This is a genomic window from Chryseobacterium sp. C39-AII1, assembly GCF_039672645.1.
Taxonomy (GTDB): Bacteria; Bacteroidota; Bacteroidia; order Flavobacteriales; family Weeksellaceae; genus Chryseobacterium.
Map to the genome: position 1 here is coordinate 48058 of NZ_JBDFPQ010000007.1, position 12684 is coordinate 60741.

A 12684-nucleotide genomic window follows, 5' to 3' on the forward strand; every position below is an offset into this window, starting at 1 on the left:
ATCTTTAACAAAATTTATAATAAATAGATAGATTTATAAACCTATTGTTCTCTATTAACGAAATTATGGCAGTGTTTTTGATGCTGTTTGAATCAATTATAGACTTACATTACAGGAGGTTATTCTACTCATTTATTATAAGCTATAAATATGCTAAGTTTATATAAGTATGAAGATACCCAAAGAATCTACGTCAGATGAACTGTTAAATGTTCTTTACTATTCACCTAATGCTACGGCGATCTATTGCGGAGATGATATCACTATCTTAAATGCTAATGAAGTGATGTTGTCTTTCTGGGGGAAAACAAGTAGTATTATCGGGCAAAATTTTCAGGATGCTTTACCAGGGCTCAATGGGCAACCCTTTTTGGGAATATTGAAAGAAGTTTGGCAAACCGGTCAGACTTTTCTGGCAAAGAACTATGCTGCAGATCTTATGGTTAACGGATCCTACAAGACGTTTTATTTTGACTTTGAATACAAGGCTATTAAAGGAAGTGATGATAAAATGAGATACATTCTTCACACCGCCTTTGAGGTTTCGGATAGGATGGCTGCTGTTAAAACGATCAACGAAAAATCAATATCAGAGCAAAAGCTTATTGAAGATCTTTCTGCAATGAATGAAGAATATATTGCTATTAATGAGCAATTATCTGATACCAATAATGATCTTCTTAAAAGCAATCTTAATTTACAACAATCGCAGGAAGAAGTAAAGGAACTTATTTCCACCTTGATAGAAAGTGAGAATAGATTTAGACTTTTAGTAGAAAGAGCACCTATTGCAATTGGAATATATTGTGGAGATGAAATGATTATTGAGCAGGCAAACAATGAGATGTTTAAAATATGGGGGAGAGATAAAACCATCTTGGGCTTACCATTATTAGTGGCAAGGCCTGAATTAGAAGGACACGAGTATATTAAAATTATACAAGAAGTGTTTCGATCAGGGCGCTCACACATGGGATATTCTATTAAAGCTCCGGTATTCCGAGAAGGGAGGCTTAAGGAAGGTTTTTTCGATGTAAACTATAAATTACTTCCTGAGAATAATACAAAACAGAAGAGAATAATAATTATTGCTAATGATGTAACTGAAAAAACGTTGATAGCAGAAAGAGAAAAGGCGATGATTCATGAGTTGTCGGTAATAAACGAAAAATTGACATATTCGAATAATGAATTAATTGAATCTCAAAATCAATTGAAACAACTTCTTGGTATTGTTAATGAGAGGGAAGAGCGCTTTCGTACGATGATTGAATATTCACCTGTAGCTATTGGGTATTTTAAAGGTGATAATCTCATTGTTGATGCTGCGAATGAAGCTCTGCTGAGAATTTTGGAAATTGATAGGTCGATAATTGGGCTGCCATTACCAGTAAGTTTACATAATTCTACCGAAAATGTATTTTCCGATATTCTTATTAAGGTAATGAATTCTGGAGATTCATATTATGGGAAAGAGATAAAAGTTAATATTCATAATACAGAAGGATATTTTAATGTGGTTTACCGCCCTATTAATCGACTAAATGAAAATGAAAAAGCAATACTGGTTGTTGCCTATGATGTTACAGAAGAAGTAAATGGCCGTCGTCGTGTAGATGAAGTTAATACAAGACTTCAGATAGCAATGGATGTGGGAGGTTTGGGCGCAACCCAGATCAACTTGAAAACAGGAGAAATGTCTAGTGATGATCAGTTTAAAATGATCTATGGTTTCCAACCTGATCAGGAATTTTCTTATCACGATCTTTTTAAAACGGTTTTACCGCAAAAAGTTGATCTTTTGAAGACTTTGGTAAAAGAGTCTATTCGAAATAAAACGGTGTATAAAATGGAATTTCCCATCCGGTGGCCAGATGGTACTCTACATTGGGTACAGGCACAAGGGAGATCAATATACAGTACTTCAGGAGAACCTGAATATATGGTTGGGATGGCCGGCGATATTACTGAGAAGAAACTTTTTGAACAAAAAAAAGATGATTTCCTTAGTACTGCAAGTCATGAGCTCAAAACTCCCATTACTGCCTTGAAAGCATCTATACAGTTTTTGGATCGAATTAAAGACAAACCTTATTCTTCTACACATACAAAACTTATAGAACAGTCGGTTCGAAGTGTGGAGAAAATAAGTATTCTGGTAGATGAATTACTTAATGTGACGAGGATAAGTGAAGGACAGCTGGAGTTGAAGAAAACAGAATTTAATCTTTACCAAATGGTAATGAATAGTTCCAATAATATTCAAAAAGATGACGATTATGAAATTATTTTTTTGGGAAATAAAGAATTAATAGTGCATGCTGATGAAAGCAGAATAGATCAGGTGGTTGTCAACCTTATCAATAATGCCATCAAATATGCACCCTTAAGTAGAAAACTACATGTAATTATAGAGAAGGATAATCATAACGCTATTGTTAAAATAAAAGACTTCGGAGAAGGTATTGATCGTGAAATATTACCTTATTTGTTTGAAAGATATTATAGGGCCGATCACTCAGGAAAGGTATATTCAGGATTGGGTTTAGGGCTATATATATGCTCTGAAATTATTAAAAAACACGGTGGACAGATTGGAGCGGAATCGGAAGCTGAAAAAGGAAGTGTTTTTTGGTTTTCTATACCTACAAACTCATTAGAATGATAAAATTTATAGATTGATATTATAATAAAGGGTTAAATACTTGATATAAAATCCTTTAAAAATAATGAAGAAATGAATAATTTAGACATATATTTAAAAGCTCTTGATTCAGCCAATTCAGGCATTATTATAACAGATAATAAACAGCCGGATAATCCGATAGTATATTGTAATAAGGCTTTTGAGAAAATAAGTGGATATAGTCACGAAGAAATTATCGGGCATAACTGTCGGTTTCTTCAGGCAGAAGATCGTGCCCAATCGCAGCGTCAGCTCCTGAAGACCAGTATCGAGAAAGGAGAAGAATGCAGAGTAGAGATAAGAAATTATCGTAAAAATGGAGATTTGTTTTGGAACGAACTTTATATTGCGCCTGTAAAAGATGAAAATGGAGAGGTCTCTCATTTTATAGGAGTGCAGAATGATATTACAGATCGGAAGAAAATTGAACATGACCTTCGAGAAGAGAAAGAGTCGGTTGAAAGTAAAATTGCCCAAAGAACTAAGGAACTTGTTGAGAGCGAGATATTTCTATCGAGTATTATTCAGACCGTCAGAGAAAGTCTGCTGGTTCTTAGCCCTGATTTTAAAGTTTTAAGTGCCAACAATCATTTCCTAAAAACATTTAAAGTTACTTCAGAAGAAACAGTAGGGAAAATTCTTTACGAATTGGGAAATAATCAATGGAATATCCCAGCACTAAAAGAACTTTTAATTAAAATTCTTCCCACAAGCAATCCAGTAACCGATTTTGAAGTAGAGCATACTTTCCCCTATATCGGAAAAAGGCTGATGCTGTTAAATGCTTACAGAATCGAATTCGACGGTAGCTATAAAGACAGAATCTTATTAGCTATTGAAGATATCAGTGAAAAGAGGGAAATGGAAAGAAGAAAAGATGATTTTCTATCTATTGCAAGCCACGAGCTGAAAACACCTCTTACGACAATAAAAGGTTTAGTGCAACTTTTGCAAAGGATGAGCTCGGGAGGAATCACAGAGAAATTTTTGGATACTCTTGGGAAGGTATCCGTACACGTAGATAAACTTAATAATTTAATTACTGAATTGCTGGATACCTCAAAAATTCAGTCAGGAAATATTGAATTGCATACAGAGCCCTTTAACGTTGATCATTTTTTAAAAGAAACTATAGATAATTTAGTATTCACCATACCGCATTATAATATTAGTGTCGAAGGAAGCACAGATGCAATTGTGATGGGAGATGAGCTTCAACTTTCACAGGTTATTAATAATTTGATTTCTAATGCTGTAAAGTATGCTCCCGATTCTGAAAAAATAGAGGTATATATAAGTAAAGTAGGAAATTATGTGAAAATTTCCATTACAGATTATGGAATGGGCATCAGCTCACAAGACAAGTCTAAGATATTTGATCGTTTTTTCAGAGTAGGTGATATTCAAAAAAAATTTCCAGGTCTTGGGATAGGCCTTTATATCAGTAAAGAGATCGTTAGTAACCATAAAGGAACCCTTTGGGTGGAGAGCGAAATAGGGAAGGGATCAACCTTCAGCTTTACATTACCAATACTAAAATTTGAAAATGGAAAATAAGAAGATATTAATCTGTGATGATGATGCAGGGATTCTGTATACTATAGAAATGTTACTTGAAGACGAGGGATTTACAGTTTTCACAGAAATAAATAGTGTTAACGTTATCAAACATATTAAAGAAATAAAACCAGATCTTATTCTTTTGGATCTTTGGATGCCTTTATTATCAGGAGATCAGGTATTGAAGCTTATTCGCAACGATGCGGATATTAAGCATATCCCTGTAGTGGTGCTTTCAGCAAGCCGTGATGGTGATAAGATAGCTTTTGAGGCGGGTGCCAATAGTTTTATATTTAAACCTTTTGATATCGATCACTTATTAAAAACAATTTCTGATTTTGTTACAGTTCCTATATTATAATTGTAAAAATGCAAAAAGATCACTTACATAATAATCTTTTTGCATTTTCAACAAACTAAGAATGGCAAGGTATCAATAATCACTGAAATATATTATTTTAGAATAAAATCATATGTCTTCAAAATTACCCAGCTACCTAAATTTTAATTCCAAAGACTACGCTTGGAAAAGTGATATCGATTATAAAAAAAATCCACTATTATATAAGGTTGGCAAAGGAGAGCAAGGTGTATTGATTTGCGAGCCTTACAAAACTGATATTGGGAAATTTTGGAGATTCAAAACCCCTGAAATTGCAAAAGAGAGTTCAAACAGTATTTTTGAACTTTTTCTTAATTACGTTAGTGAAGAAGACTTTGTAGGAGCAGACATGGCCAGAAAGTTTTTACAAATGGGATTTACGCGCTCAAGAAGATATTATAATTATAAAGGGGGTAAAAAGTATGATGCTTCAGACAACTATCACCCTTTAGAAAAGGGTACGGGGGATCCCTTAAAAGCTGAATCAGCAAATATATTTTATAAAATGTGGAGGAAGGCCGAGAAAAATCCGAAATATGCAAAGATGAAAAAGGAATGGGTGAAAAATAATGGATAGATTTGCCATCAGCTTATTTAGGTTTAAGTAAGCTCTCTAATTATCACCACAACTAAAGTTAGACTGGCTAAGGCAGCGATGACATATAAAGCAAGTTTTAGTATTTTCATAATTTTCTTTTAAGAAGATAAAACAAATTTTCAGCCAAAAAATACTGGAATACTGTAATTTGAACAGCTTTTTTTCGTTAGTTAATAATCTGGTAATTCTAATCGATAAAAGAATCCATATTTTTTAATTTGGATTCTTTTTATTTTCTTTCAATTTTCAGTAGTTTGCTTTTGGTCAGGTTCACGCTATTTTTGTTTTAGGAAATGTCAGGGTAAAAATGCTTCCTACGCCTTCTTCGCTGTCTACTTTTATTTGCGCTCCATGTCTTGTAATAATTTTTTTTACAGTCGCAAGACCAATTCCACTCCCTTCATATTCATCTGTTTTTCCTACCCGGTTGAATAATCCAAATATTCCTGCCAACTGATCCTTATCCATTCCTATTCCATTATCTTTAATAATGTAAACGGTTTCGTTACTGTCAGTAATGCCTTCTACAGAAACAATAGGAAGCTCTATTTTATGAGAATATTTTACTGCATTTTCAATGATATTTAGAAATACCTGAAAAATAAGAATTGGGTCTCCTTCAATATCTGGAGTATTATTTATGATTAATTCTAAATTAGAGTTTTTACTGTTCAATTTAAGCTGTTCTGCGATATCATTAACCAAAGCAGTCATATCGATCGTAACTTTTGAGATATCCTTCTGGCCAACCTTTGAATACTCTAATACTGTTTTAATCATGAGATGAAGACGATTAGAATTATCCACGATTTTTGACGACATTGCTTTCACATCATCCTCAGATGATTTCCTGATAATGAGTTCTCCAAATGCCTTAATAGTTGTTAAAGGTATTTTAAGATCGTGAGAAATTGTGTGTGCAAAAGAATCAAGTTCAGCATAGGCATCTCTGAGCTTTTCATTTAAAATTCTCAGTTCGGCTGTTTTTCTTCCTACAGCGAAATTTATTTCATCTCTTATTTCCGTAAGAGCCATCTGCTCCGCAGGAGACCAAGGCTCAGACTTTCCTTTTACTTCTTCAGACCACTTTTCAAAAGAATTTCTTGGAGAAATAAATGGGTTTCCGTGATTATCAAACTGTATGAGCTTTGTAGGGTCTCCTGCCCATAAAACCGTCTGCGTAATTTCTGGTCGGAAAATAATCAAGCAGTCTTTGATATTTTCAGTAAGACGAATCCCCATGAAGCCTGCATAATTAGCTTTTTCTTTATAAGTTGTAATATTCAGTATGTTTTCCGAGAAAATAATTTTATCTTCAGAACTATTGTTGATAAGCTCCGTAATTTTAAGCAGCGAAGATGAGGACGGAACATTTCCGATTGTTTTAATTTCTCCTTCAAATAGAAAAGCGATCCCGCTTGCTTTGAATGCCTCCATAAATACAGTAGAACAATGAAACATAAAATCTGAAATATTTTCACCATTTAAGCTTTTGGTAATGTCCATAACAGCATTTTGGATTTTCATATTTTCCTTTTGTAACTTTTCTTGAGTACGCAATCCTATACAAGAGCTAAGAACCTGACCTATAAGCTTTGCAGTCTCTCGCTGTCTAAAGTTGATGTATCTCGGTGAATAATTGTGGCAGGCAATCAAGCCCCACAATTGATCCTCCACAATTATAGAAACGCTGAAGCTTGATATAACATTCATATTTTTCAAATATTGAATATGAACAGGAGAGACTGCTCTGAGTGTACTATTGCTAAGATCGGCAGGAATATCTAATTTACTTATAAGGGGAATTGTGTCTTCAAAGACATTGTTAATCAACCGGGTATAATTTTGTATGTAAAGCTTACGAGCTTGTTCGGGAATATCAGAAGCTGGATAATGAAGACCCAGCCAAGGTTCCAGCTCAGTGTTTTTATCTTCAGCAACGACTTCTCCATGACCATCTTTATGAAATTTATAGATCATGACTCTGTCATAACAGATGATATTCTTGATCTGAGCCACTGAATTTTCTAATGTAGCCTCAAGATTTTTGTCGGCCAACATTTGAGATAGACTTGCTCCCACTGTATTACTCGGATCTGTAAAAAGGTCAGATTCTTCAGGCTCAAAATCTAGGAGGTAATAATCCTCAGATAATGAAATGATCATATTGTATTTCTTATCATGTATAATTACCAAATAAGGATTGAGTGGCTTAAAGTCCCGACCTTGCCAGGCTAAGGAAATTAAACTAGTGATAAACTTATCTTCCTCATTTTTTCCTAACATTGAATTTAGTGAGGTTACAGATGATCCTAATAAATGATCTTGATCTTTACCAGTGAGTTCAATAAAGTTCTTGCTGCAGTAAATAATATTATTATCTTTATTTATTATTACTAAATATCCATGAGATTGAATAAATCCTGGAATATGAATCTGCTCACTGCTGCAAACATCTAGTGCATCTTTAATCATAAAATAGACATTGATTTAAAAGTGAATTTAATTAAGGGAAATCTTTTAATAGTGTCATTAAAAATCTGGTTAGCTTTAATGACTATTATATTTACTGAAGAGGTAAAGAGAAGTGAAAAATTGATCCTTTACCCGTTTTGCTTCTGATAATGATTTCACTATTGTGCTGCTTAAGAATTTCTGAACTTATATATAGCCCAAGCCCAAAACCTGAAACCCCGGTAACAGGATTATCTTCAATTCTGTAGAATTTTTTAAAAATATTTTTTATCTCATGAGGAGAAATTCCTATTCCCTCGTCTTCGACGCTGATGGTAACCTGGCCGTTTGATTGTATACATGAAATCGTAATGCATGAACCTTTTGGTGAATATTGAACGGCATTAGTAATTAAGTTTTGAATTACCATCATTATCCTCTTACGGTCTACCGTTATATAATGACAGTCAGAATGTGAAAAAACAATTTTGTGAGTATTGTGATAGGAAACAGCCTCCTGACAACATTCATTTATTAATTCTGTAATATTCACTAATTCCAGATGAAAAGACTCGATAGAATCTTCAATTTTGGAAAGATGCAAAAAACCATTAATCATGGTATTCATCCTATTGACATAGCTTACAGATTTTTCCAAAATAGATGTTGCCATCTCGTATTTCTTATCCTTATGAAGCCGCTGAATAATCTGGAGGTAACCATAAATTGAAGTCAGTGGGGTTTTTAATTCATGGCTTGCAAGATTCAGGAATTTTTTCTTTCTCTCATCTTCACGCTTTTTTTCGGTAACATCTCTAAATACCACCACCACTTGGCTTGGATGTTCTTTTACAGATGATGCAAATACCTCGTAATATCTTTTGGTTCCTTCATTATACTGGTTAAACTGAATAGGATTTCCCGTAATGGCTACTGAGCCATATGCTTTGATCCATTCATTTTCCACATCGGGCATGATCTCCAATATTGTTTTCCCAACCACATTTTTTAATCCGCTTTGTATCTCAAAGGCGGGGTTAGTTGTTACAAAAGTATAATTTATGGGATTTCCGGCATTATCAAAGATAAAATCGATAACCATGAATGCATCCAAAATATTCTCGAATAAGGAACGGTATCGGGATTCTGAGATCATTAGTTTATTCTGAGATTCTGCAATTACTGCCAGATCTGATACACGTTTGCAGGCATCACGAAAAGTATTTTGTTTAAATTGATTCCATTGAAAGTCATCAGGTAGAATAGCATAGAAATAAGTCTCAATACCATTTTCTTCAGAAGTATTAATCTTTTCAAACTTAATGTAATAACCTTCATTTATTTTACCGGATTCATTTATTAAAACACCAGATTTATTCAAAAAAGTTTCTTTAAAATCAACGGCTGGCATTACATTCTCCAAGGTAGAAAAATTTTTTAAAATTTTTGAGTTGTCTGCTTTTCTATTAATTTTTATATATCCGGTATCATAAAAACAAAAATGCTTATGAATTGATTTTAAAGAAATAGTATAAATATCCTCTACCTCACGAACGCCGGTTAATTTATCTGTAAGGCTTAAAAGAAAATTTTCTTCCTCTCTCTTATGTCTTAATTCTGTATTAGATTTTGAAGTTTCCTTAAAAATAATCAAAATTCCTGCATTATTTCCTTTACTATCCATCAAGTTACTGTAGCTAAACGTCCAGTAAACATGTTCCAGATGGCTACCTCTATAAATTGGTACAAGCTGATCTTCTTCAAATACGGCTAACGGATCATGATGAAGTTTTTTCAATCTATCTGATATAGTATCCCATGCTTCAGACCAAAAATCATTTGCTTTCTGCCCCAAAGATTTTTGAATATTACTTTGTTGCAAAGATATTATGTCGCTACAGGAATCATTATACAGCTGTAACAATTCTGATCCCCACCAAATCATCATCGGAAAGGGGCAGGATAACATCATGTTGGCATGAACCACTAAATGGTCATCCCATTCAGATATAGCCCCCAAAGCAGTATTTTCCCAGCCAAATTTTTTAATTTCACCAGCCATTTTGCTTAGCCCAACTATCCTTTCAGGAGATAAAGTCATTATGTAATTTTATATTTAAGGAATAACAAAGATTTGAATGTACTACTGTTTTAATTACTGGTTAAGTGTCTTATTTTACCGATAAGATCATCCATGTCAAAAGGTTTGGGAACAAATGAATCGGCTCCTGCATCTTTCGCAATATCATCTCCATTTGCACTAGCGGAAAGAACAATTACCGGCAAATTAACAATCTCATCATCTGTTCGAATTAATTTTAGGATTTCTTCGCCAGATAGTGAAGGCATCCAGAGATCTAACAAAAGAATATCGGGGTTGCTTTTTTTTATCCGTGAAATCAATTTTGTACTATCCACCTCAGTTATAACTTCAAAGCCTGAACTTTCTAACATCAACTGTACCACATCAAGAATACTCTGATGATCATCACATACCATAACTTTAGGATAATTCATGAACTACTTTTAATATTTTACAATAATACAATTCTTTTATAAATCAAAATAGATTCCATTTTACCGTAAATTGAATATTTTGATGGAAAAAAATTACAATAAATTAAAAAGATATTGGAATACTGGTATTTACCGGAATAATATTTAACATCCGGATGCTGTAGGCACCACCACTTAAATAGAGTAAAGAATATTGAAGGATGTTTGTATTATGATTTTCTAATATTAAAATAAATAGAAGGATAATGGCAAATATGGTTTTTCATAGAAAAACCTAAAATTTGGTTCGTTTTTTGAAATAACTTTTTTAACCAATTAACTATTATTATATGATTTCTATTCTTACTGACGCTCCAGAAAATGTTGCAGCGTTCTATGCGATGGGAGAAACCCCAAAAAATGATTTTGAAGCATTAGTTCTTCCTCATATTAAGCATAAGCATTCGAAATTTCAAGAACTCAACTACATGATTTATTTGAATGGAAATGTTGAAAAAGATAATTTCCAAAGCTTATTCAAAGAATGTTGTTCAAATTTACAAGACTTTACGAACTGGAACAGGACGGCGATCGTAATGGATGATGACCATTTAGAAAGTTTCCATGAGACGTTTGCCACATTAATGTCGGGTGAGCTAAGATTTTTTTCAAAACAAAACATATACGATGCCCTTTATTGGTGTCATAACGGAAAAGCTTTAAGTGCTTAAATATTAAGCATAAAAATATTTTTTAAGCCGAAGATTATTCATCTTCGGCTTTTTTCATGATTAAATGTTCATTTACAGATTATTGTAAAATTTACATGCAAGCTTATAAAAAGTCAGATCAAAAAAAAGAGTTCTAAAAGAACCCTTTCAATTATTTATTAGATAAAACTATGCATTTATTTTGCTTCGAAATATACTCTTCTATTAGCCTTGTTTTTCCACTCCGGGCATTTAGATGCTGGATCGCATTCAGGATATCGTAAGTCATCCTTGCCTTTTCCTACAGCTTCCAGTCTGCCAGACTGTACACCATTTTTGATTAAGTAATCTTTAACGTTTCCGGCTCTTTTTTCAGATAATCTTTTATTGTAGGCAGCAGTACCTCTAGTATCAGTGGAACCTATCACTCTGTACCCGCCTGATGATGAATTAATATAATTTACCGCATTATTTAGAATTGGAGTGTTTGAAGGTAAAATTCTGGCCGAATTAAGGTCAAACTCAATGCCTTCAAGAACTCTGGTTTGCTCATCAACCGGCCCACCATTGGGAGCAGTAGGGCAGCCCTGGTTCTCTACTGGGCCGGGTACTGTAACACATTTGTCATAGAGATCAATAACACCGTCAAGATCAGTATCCAATGCTACTCCGGCACCGTCTACCCTTGCGCCTGCAGGGGTGTCTAGCTGTCTGTCCCAATCATCACAAACACCGTCGTTATCAGCATCACCACTCTTACATACTGTAATATCTTGATTTTTTGCTGCTAAGTCATCCATTCTATAGTAAATTTCCTGCAAAGGATCATGCCACATTAAGTGCGATTCGTGCTTTCCTAAGTTGAAGGTCAGACCTAAAGTAGCATTGAAGAAATTGTCGGATGTGTTTTCTGAACGTTGATTGATCGCACTATTATGATTTCCTCCACCGTCAAATTCGTCATCTCCTGTAATTACATACATTAATCTACCTTCGATATCGACTCTGTTGCTTATTTTATACTTAAGACCAGCACCCGCCTGTCCGAATAATGAATTAAGCTTAAAAGGTTTCACCTCAGTCATTAATCTTTGTCCGGTTTCATCTTTTTGGAAAGCTTTGTACGCCAGCGTACCAATACCTGCATAACCATGCAATGCCCACCTAAAGGTTGAATGATTATCAACTCTTCTTAATAAATTAGAAAAATTAATATCTCCTAAAACAGATATTGCATCATACTGGGTTCTTCCTGCAACTTGTCCTGTCATGCTTGCATTACTTGGTGCTGCATTCTTTGTATTAAACCATCCTTGTCTTGTTTCGCCTCTGTCATATTGAAGCTTTAGCCCAAATGCATGGGTAATAGCCTTATCTACACTCACATAAGCTGAATATCCGAAAAGATTTTTCCCATTTCCGTTTTTAATAGAAGTAAGATCTGCTGTTTGCAATAGAGGAATACCAGCTCCTACGGAGATCGACCAGTCATTAAATCTTTTTGCTGAAGAATTAAATGGGGAAACATTAGCAGATCCCGAGCTGAAAGTGTTAGGATACTGATTGTTGATAACGGTAGTGGAGTCCTGCCCAAAACCATACATAGGAATAGCCATAGCTAAAGCTATAGATGCTAGATTACATTTCATAATTTATTTTGATGATTAATTTATTGAAGTTAATACATTAAAAATATTAACTAAATTGGATTTTGTAATTTACAATTTCCATACCAATGGATGTATTTTAGAATATTTTAATATCAGTTTTATTAATAGCCTAGACTTAACGGTTTGAT

9 protein-coding genes are annotated in these 12684 nt (G+C 33.9%); 5 read left to right on the plus strand and 4 right to left on the minus strand.

Features of this window, described 5'->3' with window-relative positions; genetic code table 11:
* Positions 1-169: 169 nt before the first annotated feature.
* The 4 genes from ABEG63_RS12490 (at position 170) to ABEG63_RS12505 (ending at position 5205) form a co-directional block, all read left to right on the plus strand.
* Positions 170-2665, plus strand: a complete 2496-nt coding sequence (locus tag ABEG63_RS12490) for an ATP-binding protein (RefSeq protein ID WP_346585185.1) — start codon at positions 170-172, stop codon at positions 2663-2665.
* A 72-nt stretch (positions 2666-2737) separates the two neighbouring features.
* The gene (locus ABEG63_RS12495) at positions 2738-4243 is read left to right on the plus strand and encodes a PAS domain-containing protein (protein WP_267402666.1); all 1506 of its coding nucleotides are present in this window, start codon (positions 2738-2740) and stop codon (positions 4241-4243) included.
* Complete coding sequence (locus tag ABEG63_RS12500) at positions 4233-4607, plus strand: response regulator (RefSeq protein ID WP_267402667.1); 375 nt, start codon at positions 4233-4235, stop codon at positions 4605-4607. Before ABEG63_RS12495 ends, ABEG63_RS12500 begins: the two co-directional genes overlap by 11 nt.
* 112 nt (positions 4608-4719) lie before the next feature.
* A complete protein-coding gene (locus ABEG63_RS12505; protein ID WP_346585187.1) occupies positions 4720-5205 on the plus strand; it encodes a DUF4385 domain-containing protein in 486 nt (161 codons plus the stop codon).
* A gap of 291 nt (positions 5206-5496) precedes the next feature.
* Here ABEG63_RS12505 and ABEG63_RS12510 read toward each other — a convergent pair whose 3' ends face one another.
* The 3 genes from ABEG63_RS12510 to ABEG63_RS12520 all read right to left on the minus strand — a co-directional run bounded on the left by ABEG63_RS12510 (position 5497) and on the right by ABEG63_RS12520 (position 10197).
* On the minus strand, positions 5497-7701 hold the full coding sequence (locus tag ABEG63_RS12510) for an ATP-binding protein (RefSeq protein WP_346585189.1): 2205 nt from the start codon (positions 7699-7701) through the stop codon (positions 5497-5499).
* A 91-nt stretch (positions 7702-7792) separates the two neighbouring features.
* A complete protein-coding gene (locus ABEG63_RS12515; protein ID WP_346585191.1) occupies positions 7793-9781 on the minus strand; it encodes a PAS domain-containing sensor histidine kinase in 1989 nt (662 codons plus the stop codon).
* Positions 9782-9831: 50 nt separating this feature from the next.
* A complete protein-coding gene (locus tag ABEG63_RS12520; RefSeq protein WP_267402671.1) occupies positions 9832-10197 on the minus strand; it encodes a response regulator in 366 nt (121 codons plus the stop codon).
* Positions 10198-10526: 329 nt separating this feature from the next.
* Between ABEG63_RS12520 and ABEG63_RS12525 the strand changes: the two genes are divergently transcribed.
* Positions 10527-10907 (plus strand): STAS/SEC14 domain-containing protein, encoded by a 381-nt coding sequence (locus ABEG63_RS12525; protein ID WP_346585193.1) that lies wholly within the window; start codon positions 10527-10529, stop codon positions 10905-10907.
* 176 nt (positions 10908-11083) lie between these two features.
* Here the strand turns inward: ABEG63_RS12525 and ABEG63_RS12530 are convergent, their stop codons facing one another.
* Positions 11084-12535, minus strand: coding sequence for an OmpA family protein (locus ABEG63_RS12530; RefSeq protein WP_346585194.1), 1452 nt, complete (start codon positions 12533-12535; stop codon positions 11084-11086).
* Positions 12536-12684: the final 149 nt, after the last annotated feature.

Excerpts from the sequence above, each read along its gene's own strand:
- ABEG63_RS12490 (WP_346585185.1), top strand. The coding sequence starts at position 170 with ATGAAGATACCCAAAGAATCTACGTCAGATGAACTGTTAAATGTTCTT.
- ABEG63_RS12495 (WP_267402666.1), top strand. The coding sequence starts at position 2,738 with ATGAATAATTTAGACATATATTTAAAAGCTCTTGATTCAGCCAATTCA.
- ABEG63_RS12500 (WP_267402667.1), top strand. The coding sequence starts at position 4,233 with ATGGAAAATAAGAAGATATTAATCTGTGATGATGATGCAGGGATTCTG.
- ABEG63_RS12505 (WP_346585187.1), top strand. The coding sequence starts at position 4,720 with ATGTCTTCAAAATTACCCAGCTACCTAAATTTTAATTCCAAAGACTAC.
- ABEG63_RS12510 (WP_346585189.1), bottom strand. The coding sequence starts at position 7,701 with ATGATTAAAGATGCACTAGATGTTTGCAGCAGTGAGCAGATTCATATT.
- ABEG63_RS12515 (WP_346585191.1), bottom strand. The coding sequence starts at position 9,781 with ATGACTTTATCTCCTGAAAGGATAGTTGGGCTAAGCAAAATGGCTGGT.
- ABEG63_RS12520 (WP_267402671.1), bottom strand. The coding sequence starts at position 10,197 with ATGAATTATCCTAAAGTTATGGTATGTGATGATCATCAGAGTATTCTT.
- ABEG63_RS12525 (WP_346585193.1), top strand. The coding sequence starts at position 10,527 with ATGATTTCTATTCTTACTGACGCTCCAGAAAATGTTGCAGCGTTCTAT.
- ABEG63_RS12530 (WP_346585194.1), bottom strand. The coding sequence starts at position 12,535 with ATGAAATGTAATCTAGCATCTATAGCTTTAGCTATGGCTATTCCTATG.